Consider the following 17,470-nt stretch of genomic DNA (forward strand, 5'->3'; position numbering starts at 1 on the left):
ATCAACCCCATTATTATAATATTGCCGCTAACTTCTATTAACGTGCGAGCCGATTATTTCAGAGTTGAATGCGTAAAAAAAGAGGGCAAGATCGCACATTGCCAATGTAACACATTGATGAGTAACTAATTATAGACACTTCACTGTTCACCTGACAGAACAGGATGGTAAATCAAAAGTATTAGCCATGTAAAAACAAATAGTAAGATCAATACACATAAGCTCAAAGTATTTAGTGTCCTGCTCAAATAATAATCAATATTTTAATGTGATATTTTGATGATATTATTCGGTATGCAATACCTAATAAAATATAAGGAACACGGGTCCTTAAAAGGTAATGGATATAATTAAAACTTAATTTAGCATTCATTATTTTGAAATAAACATAACAATCAAACTTCTAAAGTTGATGATGGGTACCCTTGGTTATTGCAGCAGATTAATGTTGATAATGGGTATAAAAATGAAACATAGAGCCAGTCTGAGAACCAACGGCTGTAAGATAGTGAGCTCAATATTAAAACAATAATGTGAATTTTACAGACAAAAAAATACCGCTCATTTAGGAGCGGTATTTTCAATTGCGGCGTATTACACGTCGCAGCTAATCAATTACTTTTTAGCAGGTTCAGCTACTGGCGCCGCAGAAGCTTTCTCGATTGATTTCAACTCAACTTCGAAAATCAACGTAGAGTTTGGTGGAATAGTACCAGTATCACGTACGCCATAGGCTAATTCCGATGGGATCACAAACTTGAACTTAGCGCCAACAGGCATTAATTGCACGCCTTCAGTCCAACCTGGAATAACGCGATTCAAAGGGAACTTAGCCGCTTCGCCGCGTTTATAAGAACTATCAAACTCAGTACCATCAAGTAAAGTACCGACATAATCCACTTCTACAGTGTCTTCTGCGGCAGGCTTTTCACCCGTGCCTGGAGTTAATACTTCATATTGTAAGCCAGACTCAGTTGTCACTACACCAGGCTTAACCTTGTTTTCTTCAAGGAATTTTTTACCATCTTCGATATTTTTCGCAGAAATCGCTGTTGCTTGTTCCTGACGTTTATCGTTTAACTTTTTATCTAGACCTTGAAGAATGGTTTGCATTTCTTCTTCGGTTAAACTTAATTGGTCATTCAGACCATTAGTGAAACCAGTGACGATCAGAGTGCGATCAACTGGCAGGCCTAATTCTTCTTGCTCTTTGATATGGCCAGACATATAACGACCGATTGAAGCGCCTACACTGTAAGCTTCTTTTTGAGCTTCAGTCGTTAATTCAACATTTGTACTCGTAGCTGCTTTTTCTTCTTGATTACAAGCAGATAGGCCAATAATAGCCAATGCAACTAACGATAATTTATAAATCGATTTCATTAAAGCTTCCTCAGCATCCTCAAGCGGTTACAATAACCTAAGCGTGACAACTTTATACTAGTTATCTCGGTTATACCAACTAGATTCTTTATGGGTTAACAGTGATTAATGTCACTTGATCAAGTCTAAAGACAACAACTTAGGGAGCAAGTTCATGAAGAAAAATCTACTGCTGGTAATTTGCACAGTTTTTCTAATCGCTTGCCACCCCAAAGCAGAAGATATCAGTGTTCTCACGACAGAACCCAGCTATAGCGCGAGCCTATCAAGTAATGGGCAATTCGCCTTAGTTGCCACTCAAAGTAGTGGAGTTCAATGCTGGGATCTCAGCACCCATACCCTCAAATACCAATGGATACATGGCGATATTAATACTGGCGTCACAGGTACGGCGATTTCTCCCAACGGGATATTTGCAGCATCGTTAAGCAGAGATTCAGTTGCTATGTGGAAAATAGCCGACGGTAAGCCTTTGGGCTGGTGGTCCTTACCTTCATCCGGTGAAAGTGTCGCGGTAGCCGATAATGGCGCACTACTTATTGGTTTAAATGATGGTTCAGTCATGTCGCTTAATGCCGAAAAATCTGCCTTAATCAAATTTCTTGGACACAAAGAGCGCGTCAATAGTGTTGCCCTCTCTGCTGATGGCCGATTAGCATTAACGGGGTCAAATGATATGCAGGCGATTCTCTGGCAGGCACAAACTGGCCAACCGCTTCATACGTGGACACTCGGCAGCCGTATAACCAAAGTGGCACTCAACGACAGTGGTAGTTTAAGTTTTACCAATGGCAGCACAGATGAAGCAAAGATCTGGGATAACACAAGCGGTAAGCTATTAAACAAGCTGGATATTACCCGTCGTCAAATGAACTTTTCAGCGGTGAGGTTTATCAAACAAGACAGCCAGATATTAACAGGTACGCCAGCGCGGGAAGTTATACTCTGGCAACGTGACTCGGGTAAACAAATTGAAAAATGGCAGGTTGCACTCACTAAAAACAGCCAAAATCGAGGAGCCGTTGTATACTCTGTGGCAATTCGAGATACCAATAAAGTCGTTAGTATCAGTAGCCAAGGCTTAGTTGAAACTTGGCAGAAATAGAGGTTAGCCATGCAAGGCGTACAAGCACAGATTGAAGATCTAGAAACCAAATTGGCTTTTCAAGAGCTCACAGTCGAAGAATTAAACCAAGAGGTCATCAAATTGAATCGACTGGTGGCTCACCAGCAACACCAAATTCACATGTTAATTGGTAAGTTGCAGGACATGGAACCGAGTAATATGGCGACCCAGGCTGAAGAAACGCCACCACCACATTATTAACACTGACGCTTTAGATGTTAACTTTGATTAAAAAAACAGTTACTGCAAAATATCCAGGGAATGCGATGTTTAAACATTTAATGCCAAAAGAAACCCCAACTCTATTACCCATAGCGTTAGTGGGTGAACCCATTCTAAGGCAGACTGCAATCACAGTGCACCATTTCGATGCTGAGCTCGCGCATCTTGCCGAGCAAATGTCTGCCAGCATGGACGCTGCCAATGGCGTTGGTATCGCAGCCCCCCAAGTTCACAGCCCTTTAGCCTTATTTATTATGGCTTCTCGCCCTAATGAGCGTTATCCCGACGCGCCTAATATGGCGCCTGTGGTCGTGGTTAATCCGCAAATCATTAATGCATCAAGCGAGTTGGTCAGCGGAGAAGAAGGCTGCTTATCTGTACCGGGGCAAAGATTTACGATACAAAGACATCAAGCCATTGAAGTACGCTATCAAAATTTACAAGGCGAGTGGCAACAAACCGAATTAACGGGCTTTATTGCACGGATTTTTCAACATGAATTTGATCACCTTCAAGGGATCACATTACTCGAGCGTTCACTTATGCCAGAACAGACTCAGGCGATTTCAGCCCAATCCATCAAAAAAGGTGAAGCGCAATAATGAAACTGTCCTTCGTTACACCTTTTTCTCGCGCATTTATTACGTCAACCTTGGCAATGGGATTGGTTTTAAACTTATCGGGCTGCGCTTATAACAGTATTTTCATTAATTATCCTGCGCAGATTGAACCACTCAAACAAGAGCTTAATAGTGCGACACCCATGGCCGATATCGACAAACTTGCCAGTAATATCAATGGCAATGACGGCTTACTCTATGCCCAAGAAGCGGGACGTATTGCTCAAGTCGCCGGCGATTTTGCTGCCAGTAAAAAATATTATCAGCAAGCAGTAGATGCTTATACCGCCTTTGATGATAAAGCCAAAGTCAGCGTTAGTGACATTGGCGCAACAGCCAGCAGCTTAGTGTTAAACGACAATGCGATTCCGTACCGAGGCCCTGGGTATGAACGCATTATGCTGCACCAATACCAAGCTCTTAACTATTTGTTTAGTGGCGACTATCAGGGGGCTCTAGTCGAAGTTCGTCGCAGTAACGAACTACAGAGCAGCGAGCAAGAACGCTATCAAAAATCACAAAAGTCAGTTCAAGCCATGGCAAACGGCACCATAGATGCCGAGGTTAACAAACTAGGACAAGCCGCGGGCACAGTCACCAGTTCTTTCTTAAACGCTTACAGTTATTACACCACTGGCGTACTGCACGAAGTGCTGGGTGAGCCGAACGATGCCTATATCGATTATCGTAAAGCAGCACAAATCACTCCAGATAACACCTATTTACAGCAAGATCTGGTCCGCCTCGCCAAGCAACTCGGCATGCCACAGTATGATGAGTTTAAGCGCCGTTGGGGCGATGCTAAATTGCCCAATCCCAAAGATGGTCAAGTGATTTTGATGGTCGAGCGCGGCTTTGTGCCAGCAAAACAAGCTCTCACTGTACCTTTTACTATCCATGGTAACTGGCAGACAGTGTCACTCGCTACCTACATGCCAAACAATACTTTTGTGCCAGAGACGCAAGTGCAAGGTTTAGGTACAGTGCTGAAAACTGAACCTATTGCCAATATCGATGCCTTAGCCATCACAGCACTCAAGGAAGATCTGCCCGCGACGCTAGTTCGTCAAGTCGCTAGGGTCTATGCTAAATCTGAGATGGCCTATCAGATTGAGAAGAGTGGCAAACCAGGGAACAATGCGGCCGATATTGGCAGTATAGCGATGCAGATTTTTAACGTAGTAACAGAACAAGCGGATCGTCGCAGTTGGCTGACGCTCCCTAAACAAGCACAGATCGGGCGGCGTTATTTGAGTGCAGGTGAATACACTTTGCAGTTAGACAAAGCGCCACCGGCTAAAATTGATGTTGCAGCAGGCAAAACCACCTTAGTCTGGGCAATTGATACTGGTAATTACACCCGAATTTATTCAATAATCATTTAGCCTAGCGGTTGTGGTATTTGAATAAGACGTGTGTCATTAAGTTTATACAATCACAAAATGGAACTGACTATGAAACAATTTAAACTGATTTTTGTACTGGCTGCCGTTATGGGTCTAGCTGCATGTCAATCTAAAGTCGAATATGGCGATGCCACAGAAGTTGAAACCGTCAATGAGAACTTTGGCTCGACGGATCTACAAGCTATTGCCGCCAAGATGGTGGATAGCATGATGACTTTCCCTCCTATTGTGGCAATAACTGCCAATGACCGCCCGATTTTATTTGTTGACAGCATCAAAAACAAAACCTCAGAACATATCGACACTGAGTCTGTCACTGACTCTATCAGTAACAAATTATTGCGCTCAGGCAAGTTCCGTTTTATCGACATGACTAAAGTAGATTCAGTCCGTAAACAACTGGATTACCAAAACAACACTGGCATGGTTGACCCATCAACCGCCATCAAGTTTGGTCGTCAAATTGGCGCTCAATACATGTTATATGGCAATTTATCTAGCATAGTGAAGCAAGACGGTAGCACTAAAGACGTCTACTATAAGATGACAATGCGTTTAATGGATTTAGAAACAGGCCTTATCGAATGGTCTGATGAAAAAGAAATCCGTAAGATGAAGTCTAAGTCTTTCTTAGGCATGTAATTGTCCTATTGGCACTTAATTCTGCCAAACCGTAATATCAAGAAGCCAGCGTTAACGCTGGCTTTTTTTTACATTTTTAACATTGGTAATCCAAGGTAAATAAGGTAGTGTACTCGGCCAAAATACACTGCGATGATGATGCTCAAAATTGGCGCTGGCGCGAGGGATAATTTGCCACAAAGGCAAACCTACACACACGATATTGAATGCAAACATCCAAGCAGAAAACAAAACAAATCGCTGAAGGATTTAAGTTGTGAACTTGTTTAAAGCCAGTCTCGTTGCCCTTACCTGCGGCACATTAATGTCGTGTGCAACCCAAAGTACACTCAATACGGGTCCACGTGATGCTAGCGCTTATATTAGCCAATATCAGGCTACGCTTCGCTCGCAGGTCATCTCCGATATTCACTATGACCTGGATTTTCAGCTCACAGGGGACGCCGAGTTTTCCGCCACCTCCAAAGTGACATTTCAATTAAGTGAAGTGCCAAAACAACTGAGCTTAGATTTAAACAAGGCGCAGATAAAACGCTTTATCATCAACGGTACCGCCGTATACCCCAATTACAATGGCGCTTACATCAGCTTAAATACGCGTTTGCTCACCTCAGGTGAAAATACCATTGAAGTGCAATTTAGCCGTGCCCACAGCACCAATGGTGAAGGTTTACACCGTTTTAAAGATCCAATCGATGGCAAGGTCTACCTCTACTCTCATTTTGAACCCGCTGCAGCTCAGCAGATGTTCGCAGTGTTCGACCAACCGGATCTCAAGGCTAACTATCAAATTACGGTAACAGCGCCCAAAGACTGGCAAGTCATTAGCTCGATGCGTGAAAGCCAAATCACCCCAGCGGGTGCTTACAATCGTTGGACTTTCCCACAAACTCCTAAGCTAAGCCCATATAACTTTTCGATGCACGCGGGCCCTTATCACATGTGGCAAGACAACTCAGGCCGCTATCCTATGCGCCTGTTCGCCCGTCAATCCGTTGCTAATCAAGTCACGGAGCAAGATTGGTTTACCTATACAAAACAAGGGTTAACTTTTTTCGATAATTACTTTGGTATTCCTTACCCCTTTAAGAAATACGATCAAATTCTAGTGCCAGACTTCCTTTATGGCGCAATGGAAAACGCGGGCGCAGTGACCTTTTCCGAAGATATCTTCCTTCATAAAGCGGCTATGACAGCGGATCAGAAGCAAAATCTTGCGGGCGTGATCATGCACGAAATGGCGCACCAGTGGTTTGGCGATCTCGTCACCATGAAATGGTGGAACGGCTTGTGGTTAAATGAAAGTTTTGCTTCATTTATGGGCACACTTGCGACTCAAGAAGCCACAGAGTTCACTAATGCTTGGCGTACCTTCTACGCTAAAGGTAAGCAAAAAGCCTATGAGCAAGACAGCTTAGTCACCACGCACCCCATTGAAGTACCCGTAGCAACGACTCAGAACGCCTTCGACAATATCGATGCTATCACTTACCAAAAAGGCGCATCAACGCTGAAACAATTACGCCATTTACTCGGCGACATGGTGTTTCGTCGTGGCGTCAGTAACTATTTAAAACAATATAGTTATCAAAATGCTGAGTTAGACGATTTTATCAATAGCCTAGGGAAAGCCGCTGGCCGCGATTTAAGTGCATGGACTCAAGAATGGCTCTACAGCGCTGGCGTTAACACCATCAAGGCGGAATATCGTTGTGAGGGCAACCGAATCAGCGAATTTAGCCTACGGCAGCTCCCTGCAAGCGCAGAGCTACCCACATTACGTGAACAAAAAGTCCAAGTGGCTTTATTTACCCAAGGTCGCTTTGATCTGCGAAATGACATTACAGTGCCAGTGACTTACAAAGGCGAGCGTACTGAAGTTAAACAACTGATTGGTGAGCGCTGCCCAGACCTAGTCTATCCAAACTTTGATGATTGGGGCTTTGTGAAAGTCGAGCTTGATGACAAGTCATTTAATACCGCAAAACAACAACTGAGTAATATTTCCGATCCACTACTGCGATCTATGCTGTGGCAAAGTCTGTGGGACAGCGTCCGCGAAGGTAAATTGAGCTTAGATCAATACCTAAGCACAGTGTTTGTTAACGCGCCTGCTGAGACGGACTACACAATTGTTGGTCAGATCATCGATAGCATGTTGCGCTCGAAGGAATATCTCGCGCAGATCGCCCCTATTCAGCAAAACTACGCTGAAAATGCAATTAAAGGCTTAAGCCAAATGAGTCTGAGAAAAGCAATGGAAAATAAAGGCGATAATGACTTCCAACGGATCTGGTTCAATGCCTATGTCAGTTTAGCAAGCGACAGAGATTCACTACGTCATTTAGCACAACTCATTGACGGTGAAACAAAAATTAAGGGATTAACCTTAGATCAAGATTTACGATGGGCAATCATCACCCAGCTTAATCGCTATGATTTTCCTAACGCGCTGCAGCGCTTAACCAAAGAAGCTGCCAAGGATAATTCAGACTCTGGCGAAAAAGCGGCACTTGCGGCACAAGTGATCCGCCCTGAAGCGGCCGCAAAACGTCGTTGGTTAAGTAAAGTCCATCTAGACAGCCTGCCTTTCTCCAAACAGCGGATTATTATGCAAAATCTTTATCCTGCTGAGCAAAAACTATTAAGCGCAGCTACAGCGGAAGAGCGTCTGGCGAGCTTAATGGATATGGACAAAAAAGGGCCAGTATTTATGCGTAATTATAGCCATTTCCTCATCCCAACCGATTGTAATTACACTAGCATAGCGGCATTGGACAAAGTACTTGATCGCCAAACTGGGCTATCTAACCTTACCCGCCGTAATCTACTGGAAACTCGTCAAATAGAGCAGCGTTGTGTGCTGATCAAAAATAAAATGACTCACTAATATTTAGGTCATTTAAAAATGAACAAGGGGCTCCTAGGAGTCCCTTTTTTATGTTCTGTTACAGATGAGTCTTAAACTTGAACCAGCACACAAGATGTTACCAGCGCGAAATTAAGCTCACTAACCTTTGATATAAACAAGCCAGCATTCTGAATAATGAATTAATCACACTCACAACCAGTGACATATTTAATTAAATTGTTAGCTTGAGCTTATGTATTTTAACGGCTTACTGACGATAACTAATGTTATTTATCACCTGTAAAATATTATTCATCTCTTCAGTTTAGTCTACTAAGTTCCATCAGCACATCAAATAAACAACTGCTGACGCAATCGTTATTGATATAAAAATCATGTAATTATTAAATTCATAAATTATGGGCGTCACTTCTAAATTTATTACTATAATTCTTCAATGATTTAATGTTTTGCCCCGTACTGCCGCTATACTAAAACAACGTTAGAGAGCTAACGGAATATAAAGGATATAGATTATGCGATCGACACTCAAAACGCGGCTGCTGTTTAGCAGTCTTTCCGCTGTACTGATCACTATTGCTGTACTCGTAAGTATCTCTAGTTATTTCATTAGAAATAATGCGTTAGAAAACACCCAACATGAAATTGACCAACTGGCGAATACCTTTTCATCCGGCATAGGTCAGTGGATGCAAGACAGAAAAATGGCCATTACGAGCCTAAAGCAAACAATTGAAGCCGATCCTAGTACCAACGTTACCCCTCATTTGTTGCAAGCGCATACTGCGGTTGACTTTGCCCTCACCTACTATGGTGACGAGCAAGGCAACATGTATCGCCAAGATCCGTCGCTGAATACCGCAAATTATGATCCCCGCGTTCGCCCTTGGTATATGGATGCTAAAACGGCGGGTAAAATGATCATGACGGCGCCCTACGTCAGCGCCACATTGAAAAAACAAGTCGTAACTATAGCAGAACCTGTGATGAGCTCAGGCCAGCTCATAGGCGTAGCGGCTGCAAACTTAACCATAGATCAGTTAACAGATGCAGTGCAGCGCCTCCAAGTACCTGGCAAAGGTTACACTCTGATGGTCGATAATGCAGGGCTCATTATTAGTCATCCCAATAGCCAACTAAATACTCAACAACTCACTAAAATCGATAGTAATTTTAGCAATAACTGGTTATCACAGCGCACTAATGCCAATACGATGGAAGAGCGAAACCTCGATGGTGCCACTAAATTAGTTTACGTTTCGGCAATTCCATCAACTGACTGGGCACTGATTTTCGTGATGGATAAGCAAGAAATCATGTCACAGGCAACCGATCTTGCTTGGTGGATGTCTGCCGTAGGTGTTGCACTATTGGTGCTGTTTGGTTTGATTTTAATCGCCATCTTTAAAATTCAATTCAAAGATCTCGAACGCGTTGCCCAAGCACTCAATGATATTGCCGAGGGCGATGGCGATCTCACTGTGCGCATTCATACTGCCAACAGTCACGATGAAATTGGTATGTTAGCTTCGGGGTTTAACCGCTTTGTAGAACGTCTACACGGTATGATTTCCCGCATGCACAAGATTGCGGGTCAATTGGAATATCAAGCCAAAGGAAGTAGTGCGTCGGCAACGGATAACAGCCAGCGCATTGAAGTACAGCAAGATGAAGTGACTATGGTTGCCACTGCGGTGACCGAAATGGCCAGCGCCACCGAGGAAATTGCCAGTAATGCTGAGCATACAGCTCAGACAGCTCAAAATGCGGTCGGACTTTCAAACCATGGCCATAAACAGGTAATGCAAAGCCAGCAATCTATCCGTAATTTAGCCAGTGAAGTCGAAACTGCAGGGCGAATTATCGGTGAACTGAACGAGCACTCACAAAAGATCAACAGCATTTTGTTGACCATTAGTGGCATCGCAGAGCAAACCAACTTACTTGCACTCAATGCAGCCATTGAGGCGGCACGTGCAGGAGAACAAGGTCGTGGCTTCGCTGTAGTTGCTGATGAGGTGCGTGTACTGTCACAACGTACGCATTCATCGACACAAGAAATTCAAGCGATGATCGAAACCCTACAACAAACCGCAGGCAAAGCCGTTAAGTCTATGACTCAAAGTCATGAAATGGCAGAAACCAGTGTGGCCGATGCTAATTCAGCCAGCGAAAGTCTGTTGCAAATCAGCAAAGCCATTAATGATATTTCAGATATGGCGAGCCAAATTGCCACAGCAGCCGAGGAGCAAACCTCAGTCACCAGCGAAATCAACCGTAATACAGAGTCGATTCGTGAAGTGTCAGAGAATCTCTCGATTGAGGCACAAACGTCTATGGTCCAAGCTCAAGAGCTCGCCCATTTAGCCGCATCATTGCAGCAGGAAGTTAATCGCTTCAAACTGTAATCAAAAGCCTTATTTTATATAAAGATTACATCAACAGTTCCATACAATAATGCCCGCAAGTGTCAGTGACATTTGCGGGCATTTCTTTACATATTATTTCTTCAAAGACTTACAATGGCTTACCTAAAGCAAGCTTAAATAATCTTCATCGCTTTATTTTCAGGAATATTGGCCTCAGGCCGAAGCTCAGCATGTAAGTTTCTTAATCCTTGGTAACCCATTTCAATTCGATTTCCGCCATTCTTTTTAGCTTTATACATAGCAGTATCGGCACAGGAAATAAGTTGTTTTTCATCTTCACCGTGCTCTGGATACAGAGCAATACCGATACTCGGCAGAATATGGATCTGCTGTTCGGCAAGCTCGAAGGGTTGCTCGAATACTTGCAATATTTTTTGCGCGGCCAGCAGGGTATTATGTGCTGAATCGACTCGTTCAAGTAAGATGACAAACTCATCCCCCCCAAAACGCGCAACGGTATCTGAGCCCCTCACACAACTGACTATTCGCTGTGCCGTCACTTGCAGTAATAAATCGCCCACGCTATGACCAAAAGTATCGTTAACCCACTTAAATTTATCTAAGTCTAAATAAAGCAAAGAGAAATAACTTGATTCCCTATGGGCTCGAGATAGCGCCTTTTGAAATCTATCGTAAAAAAGCTCACGATTGGGTAACAAGGTTAACTGATCATAAAGTGCAATATGCTCTAATCGCGCGAGCATTTGTCGACGCTCAATCGCAAAAGCTATTTGCGTAGAAACAAACTCCAATAACTCACGGTCTTGGTGTGTATATGAAGCCGAAGTGGGCAAGCTATGCATAATCAAAGCGCCGATAACACCTTTCTGTAGCTTCAGCGGCACACCCAGCCAACTTAAACAGCCATTACCCAAATCTTCACGAATCGCTTGGGGATAATCAGTTAAGGTCACGGGACACAGGAGTAAAGACTCAGCACTGCGGATCACTTGGTCAGTGAACACACTGAAACTTGCAATATCGATAAGTGAATCCTTGCCAGTAGCGGCTTTATAAGGAAAACTTAATTCATTTAAATCTTGATCGTACAATGCTATAGCAAAGTTTGCTGCAGGTAGTAATTTAGCAATAATTTCATGAATTCGACGATACAGGGCGAGTAAGTCCTCAGCGACATGCACAGCCTCTGAAATCTCATATAAGGCTGCTTGTCTACGTTCGGTATTTTTGCTCTTAGAAATATCTCTAGCGACTGCGACACGTTGTTGATAAGCATCGGACCAACGTGCAGACCAAAGAATATCGACGATAACACCATCTTTACGCACATAACGGTTTTCAAAATCGACTTTAAAGCGACCTGCCATAATTTCATTGGCCGTTGCGAGAGTACGTTCCCTATCCTCTGGAATGACAAGATCTAGCATCTGCATACCCATCATTTCTTCTGGGGTATAGCCAAAAATACGTTCTGCCCCTGCACTGACAAATTCAAACCTCCCCGCTTTATCGACGACACAAATAGCATCCAAGAGAAGGTCGATAAAATTGCTTAAGGAAGTGTAGCCATCATTATTCACGTAATTCTCCAATAAACGTCCGTCTTTGGCTAAGTCCTAAGTTTGATCATAAGCATAAAAATAATAATAACGCACTATTAGAGTAGGTTAATTTTCAATGTCATTCCAGAGTTGGCTAAGTTAAGTCCGACTTTTACAGAGTTAAATTCAAACAAAATCAAACACAATACTTAAGGTCATCGGTGGCACTATTTGACTCTGGACGACAGATATCGGCACAATACCCTAAAATGTTGGTCAACATCAGGGCGCAGCTTTGGTACGCGCAAATCGCATTAAAGGAATTTATTTTTGGACCGATTGTGCTCTCCGTTACATCAACCCAACCATTTTCGCCTTGGGCTTGCCATGTGGTCGCACTCGAATTGGCAAGAAAGTGTGTATGGTCACGGAACTAAACAAGCGGAGCGACTCGCCCGTTACGCGACAATATTCAATACTGTCGAAGGGAACACCAGCTTCTACGCAACGCCTGCACAGCAAACGGTAATGAATTGGCACAGTGCCACGCCCGAGAGCTTTCGTTTTACCTTCAAACTACCGCAAACCATCACTCACCAAAGATTATTGCAACACTGCGGCCAAGAATTGAAAGATTTTTTCCAGATAATGACACCATTAATCGATAAAACAGGGATCTGGAAAATTCAACTGCCCGCCCATTTCGGCCCAGAAAACTTGCCTGCGTTAGCGCAATTTCTAGATCAAATCCCCCAAGGGTTAACCTATGGCGTCGAAGTCAGGCATGCTGCGTTTTTTGCTAAGGGAGATGCCGAGCGTGCGCTTAATCGATTACTCATCGATAAAAAAGTGAATCGCATCATCATGGACAGCAGGCCCTTGTTTGCACTGCCGCCAAGCAATGTCGCAATTATCGACGCTCACAAGAAAAAACCTCGAGTGCCAGTGCATGCGATTGCCACCGCCAATAATCCAGTGGTGCGTTTTATCGGCCAACCAGACGATGCCGTAACACAACTCGCACAGCAAGGCGTTACTGCTTTACCTAAGGATAACGATGCCTTTTTTGTTAATTGGCTGACCCAACTCCCGCAATGGCTCGCAGAAGGTCGAGAGCCCTATCTATTTATTCATACTCCCGACAATGAAGCCGCGCCTGAACTAGCCATCCGTCTCTATCAAAAATTGCGCAGCCAAATTGCAGCGCACATTCAACTCGCCGAGCTATGCCTGCTTGATAAGAAACCTGAGGAGACAAGCACGCAGCTGGGACTTTCTTGGTAAAACGGACGCTAAGTAAAATGGACGTAAGAAGAAACCCACGGCAAACTCGCCGTGAGTATATACCCAAACAACCTGAAGATGCAGGATTCAGCGGGAATTTAACGCACTTTAGGCAAGGCCATTTATTGCTCCTGCATAAATGGCATTCACGCCATCCATGGCGATTGCGGTTATTTGCAGGCCTAGCGGGCTAAGTTAAAAATAACCAACGCAGCATAAAGTGCGTTAAAACCCGCCGTGACGGAGCGCCCAGGGCACTCCACTTCCGTGTTGCATCAATTCAAAAGGTGGCCGACATTCTGTCATTAATGCGCCTTGAATTGAAGCACCCTGGGCGCTCTGAAACTCGTATCTTCAGGTAGCTTGGGTATAGATGAAAAACAGCTTTAACTCGGGATAAATAAGTTATTCATTTGCTCAAAACCAAGGGAAATGGCTTTAGGTATTGAATCCTTATCAACGGCAATAACCGCATCATTTGACTCTCGCTGAAACGGTTTTGCCTTAATTGAATTTAACAAAATTGGATTAAGCAAAGTGCTATAGGCCTGTAAAAATGAAGCTGGGCCAGTAGAAAAACGCTGCACACCTGCGGCAAATAACTCGCCGATATCCATCTGCTCATTCAATAGCATAAAATTCAGTGGCATATCCACAGCGGCAGATAAGCGCTTAGCGGTCTCGACCTGATTCGCGCCAGGGATAAAACCGCCATCCGCACCCGCAGCCTGATATTGAGTTAACCTATCGATAGTCATAACAACAGCGGCCTCACCACTGGCTAAACCCAGTAAATACACATCAGTTCGCGCATTAATAAATAATCCTTGGCAACGAGGATGGGCGCGAATAGCTTTAATTTTTGCCACCATCTCAGCAACACTTGCACTGCCATCCTCAATATTAATTCCTGCTACGCCAAGCTCAGCGAGCTGCGCAACAAAAGCAGCAACCTCATAGGGATCTTGGCTATAACCAGATTCAATATCTATCGTCACGGGCACTCGGCTCAGCCGTAGGATATTGTTCACTACGTCCAATAAAGCCACTTTAGGTAACGCTTGGCCATCGGGATAACCGAGCGACCAAGCCAATGCCGCGCTACTGGTCGCAATCGCACGGGCGCCCGATGCTTGGATGATGGCCGCACTGGCGGCATCCCAAGCGTTAGTTAATATCAGCGGCTCTGATTGTTGATGTAGTGCTTTGAAAAATATTCTAGATTGCTCAGCCATCTTATGTCCTTGTTGGTGTTGAAGGCTCAACTCTAACAAGATGGCTTAGGTAATTATCGCGGGAAACGGCACTGAACCGAAAAGCCAAGCCCTCAAGGCTTGGCTATGTGAGCATTCAACTTGAGTATTCTTGGCTAACCCCAAAGTGCATTGGCGAGGATAAACACACTCGCGGAGAGCAACATAGTAATAGGTAGTGTCAGCAGCCAAGCGAGCATGATTTGCTTAATGGTTTGGATCTGAAGCCCTGAACGATTAGCCACCATAGTACCCGCTACAGCGGAAGACAAAATATGAGTTGTCGATACCGGCATCCCCGTCATACTGGCAATCCCAATAGAGACGGCAGCGGTGACCTGCGCGGCAATGCCTTGGCTGTAAGTCATACTCGATGAACCAATTTTTTCCCCCACTGTATATACAATCCGCCGCCAACCCACCAACGTGCCGCAACCCAGCGCAGTAGCAATGGCAATAATCACCCAAATGGGCGCATACTCAGTAGTTCTAGTGAGATCTTTTCGCCATTTAGCCAATGAACTCAAATCCTTAGCAGGAAGATCCAATTTAGCCACTTGGCGAGCAGTATCATCGATGCACAACAATAAACGTCGCACCTCGCGTCGCTCTTCTACATCCATATCTTTGTAAGTTGAGACTTTTGCTAAGCGACGGTCAAGCAACGACATCGCCGGTAATACATTGGCAGATGAGCAATGGGCCAGCATATATTCGGGAACGTTGACTAAGGCTTTAAAGTCGATAACATCCGCGATAACGGCTTGGTTACGGTCATAAATCGCCATAATGCGACGATTAGCATCTTGAGTTCTTTCTAAATCATAGGGTTGACTGCCCATGTCCAAGGCAAAATAAGCCGGTGCCATACAAATCAGCACTAGCATCACTAAACCTATCCCCTTCTGTCCATCGTTAGAACCATGGGCGAAACTCACCCCCATAGCGGAGATAATTAAACTCGCCCTTGCCCAAAATGGAGGGTGTTTTTTACCATTAATCTGCATCTGCTCATCGGGGGTACGGTGAATTTTATGTTTCTGCCAAACGTATTTCATGATGAGCAAAAAAATCCCTGCCATCACAAACCCTAAGGTCGGCGAAATAATCAAGGACAGCATGATCTGCGTTGCTTTAGAGACATTAATGCCCTGTAGGATAGGCTGATGATTTATCCAAGCGAAAGCGCCACCCACGCCCATTATCGAACCAATCAAGGTATGGGAGCTCGATGCCGGAATACCAAAATACCAAGTACCTAAGTTCCAGATAATTGCCGAAAATAGCAGGGAAAACACCATCAACAAGCCTTGGATTGAGTCCATACCGAGCAAGGAGTCTACAGGTAATAAATGCACTATCGCATAGGCCACCCCTAACCCCCCTAACAGCACACCCGCAAAATTAAATAGTGCGGAGGTAACGACCGCCAGATTTGCCGGCATTGCCTTGGTATAGATCACCGTCGCCACCGCATTTGCCGTGTCGTGGAAGCCATTAATAAATTCGTATGCCAGTACAAAAAGTACGGCAAGGACTAAACCCACCGACCACGCAAAGCCTAACGTTGTGAACATTTCAAACATAAAATACTTACCCATGGCGAGAACGCCCACAGGTTACGCCCAAGTTTGGGGTCTTTTACAGTGAAAAATTGTTTAGATTGTCAAAAAGTGAATTAGCCCCCAATAACTCAGTAGCATGCTTGCAATTACAACTGGCTTGATTTTATTCGGCCAAATGAATATTTGTGCCGCAAAAAGGTGCAATATATTGATTCAATATTAAATAAGCCAACTAGAAATAGTTGTTCATGACCATACGTCGTAACAGGGTTATATCCCATGATCGCCTAACCGAAATCGCTGTGGCGTCATCCCAAAACGCTCCTTGAAGGCTTTGATATAGGATGAATCATTTTGATAACCAATTTGGTGGGCCACATTCTGTATTGATAGGTCAGTGGCCAATAACGACAGCGAATAGATCAGCCGTAAATGTTGACGCCATAATACGAATGAAGAACCAAACTCCCTCACAAATAGCCTCGACAATGTTCGTTCCGATGCCCCAACCATCTCACCCCATTTCACTAAAGAGAAATCTAAAGCTGGCGTTTGGGTTAAATGCTCAAAAATCAATTTTAGGCGCCTATCTTGCGGTATCAGTAACTTAAAAGTCTGCCCCCCGGCACTATTAATTTGATCATATAACACCTCAAGCAAACGCAGTATTGGCGCCTGAACCATTGGTTCAACATTCGTTGGGGTATTAAAAGCACATTGTTTTCTGAGCGTTAACACTAACTCCCTTATAAAAGCACTCATAGCGACGGGCTTAACCATGGCACTATAATCTCGACCATACATAGGATTCAAATAGACACCAATAAAGCAAGTATCTGTAATCGCAACAGACTCATGCATGACACCTGCAGGCACAAAAAGCGCAGTGGTATGGGGGACCAAAAAAAGTGCCTCATTTGCCTCTGTCTGTAACAGGCCTTGAAGCGGAAAAATAAGCTGATGCCAACAGTGCTGGTGTAAAACATCCACATAACCCTTCTGCATCTCAATCGTTTTGACAAAAGAAGGCATATTAGGCGCTTGCTCAATAATGGCGTTAATCGAATCGAGTTGGCGACTTAGCATCATTACTTGTCCATATAACGTTATTCAGCCAAATAAAAAGGATTGTAGCATAGCGTTATCCCATAAAAGACACAGGAAAA

At 44.0% G+C, this 17,470-nt stretch carries 13 protein-coding genes; 8 read left to right on the forward strand and 5 right to left on the reverse strand.

All coding sequences use genetic code 11. From position 1 onward, the window contains the following. Positions 1-615: 615 nt before the first annotated feature. Complete coding sequence (gene fkpA / locus L5L94_RS14520) at positions 616-1,383, reverse strand: FKBP-type peptidyl-prolyl cis-trans isomerase (protein ID WP_131524662.1); 768 nt, start codon at positions 1,381-1,383, stop codon at positions 616-618. 154 nt (positions 1,384-1,537) lie between these two features. Here fkpA and L5L94_RS14525 point away from each other — a divergent pair, with 154 nt between their 5' ends. The 7 genes from L5L94_RS14525 to L5L94_RS14555 all read left to right on the forward strand — a co-directional run bounded on the left by L5L94_RS14525 (position 1,538) and on the right by L5L94_RS14555 (position 10,679). Further along, positions 1,538-2,488: a WD40 repeat domain-containing protein gene (locus tag L5L94_RS14525; RefSeq protein ID WP_028761597.1), complete on the forward strand. Its 951-nt coding sequence runs from the start codon at positions 1,538-1,540 to the stop codon at positions 2,486-2,488. 9 nt (positions 2,489-2,497) lie between these two features. Beyond that, entirely contained in the window at positions 2,498-2,710 is a 213-nt protein-coding gene (locus tag L5L94_RS14530) for a SlyX family protein (RefSeq protein ID WP_006080410.1), read from the forward strand. A 65-nt stretch (positions 2,711-2,775) separates the two neighbouring features. Further along, entirely contained in the window at positions 2,776-3,333 is a 558-nt protein-coding gene (gene def / locus L5L94_RS14535) for a peptide deformylase (RefSeq protein WP_263163753.1), read from the forward strand. Next, a complete protein-coding gene (locus L5L94_RS14540; RefSeq protein ID WP_263163754.1) occupies positions 3,333-4,736 on the forward strand; it encodes a COG3014 family protein in 1,404 nt (467 codons plus the stop codon). Before def ends, L5L94_RS14540 begins: the two co-directional genes overlap by 1 nt. A gap of 69 nt (positions 4,737-4,805) precedes the next feature. After that, on the forward strand, positions 4,806-5,399 hold the full coding sequence (gene lpoB, locus L5L94_RS14545; protein WP_173246506.1) for a penicillin-binding protein activator LpoB: 594 nt from the start codon (positions 4,806-4,808) through the stop codon (positions 5,397-5,399). Between the two features lie 256 nt (positions 5,400-5,655). Then, entirely contained in the window at positions 5,656-8,289 is a 2,634-nt protein-coding gene (gene pepN, locus L5L94_RS14550) for an aminopeptidase N (protein WP_263163756.1), read from the forward strand. A gap of 497 nt (positions 8,290-8,786) precedes the next feature. Further along, on the forward strand, positions 8,787-10,679 hold the full coding sequence (locus tag L5L94_RS14555) for a methyl-accepting chemotaxis protein (protein WP_212601311.1): 1,893 nt from the start codon (positions 8,787-8,789) through the stop codon (positions 10,677-10,679). Positions 10,680-10,813: 134 nt separating this feature from the next. Here the strand turns inward: L5L94_RS14555 and L5L94_RS14560 are convergent, their stop codons facing one another. Further along, entirely contained in the window at positions 10,814-12,241 is a 1,428-nt protein-coding gene (locus L5L94_RS14560; RefSeq protein ID WP_263163758.1) for a GGDEF domain-containing protein, read from the reverse strand. Between the two features lie 291 nt (positions 12,242-12,532). On the opposite strand from L5L94_RS14560, the gene L5L94_RS14565 reads away from it, so the two are divergent. Then, positions 12,533-13,486 (forward strand): DUF72 domain-containing protein, encoded by a 954-nt coding sequence (locus tag L5L94_RS14565; RefSeq protein ID WP_263163760.1) that lies wholly within the window; start codon positions 12,533-12,535, stop codon positions 13,484-13,486. Between the two features lie 386 nt (positions 13,487-13,872). On the opposite strand, the gene L5L94_RS14570 is transcribed toward L5L94_RS14565, so the two are convergent. The 3 genes from L5L94_RS14570 to L5L94_RS14580 all read right to left on the reverse strand — a co-directional run bounded on the left by L5L94_RS14570 (position 13,873) and on the right by L5L94_RS14580 (position 17,390). Then, the gene (locus L5L94_RS14570) at positions 13,873-14,721 is read right to left on the reverse strand and encodes an isocitrate lyase/phosphoenolpyruvate mutase family protein (protein WP_263163762.1); all 849 of its coding nucleotides are present in this window, start codon (positions 14,719-14,721) and stop codon (positions 13,873-13,875) included. Between the two features lie 134 nt (positions 14,722-14,855). Beyond that, positions 14,856-16,325 (reverse strand): inorganic phosphate transporter, encoded by a 1,470-nt coding sequence (locus L5L94_RS14575; protein WP_105252986.1) that lies wholly within the window; start codon positions 16,323-16,325, stop codon positions 14,856-14,858. Between the two features lie 249 nt (positions 16,326-16,574). Continuing rightward, a complete protein-coding gene (locus L5L94_RS14580) occupies positions 16,575-17,390 on the reverse strand; it encodes a helix-turn-helix transcriptional regulator (protein ID WP_317629648.1) in 816 nt (271 codons plus the stop codon). Positions 17,391-17,470: the final 80 nt, after the last annotated feature.

Origin of the sequence: Shewanella sp. SM21, assembly GCF_025654335.1 — a bacterium.
Taxonomy (GTDB): Bacteria; Pseudomonadota; Gammaproteobacteria; order Enterobacterales; family Shewanellaceae; genus Shewanella; species Shewanella oncorhynchi.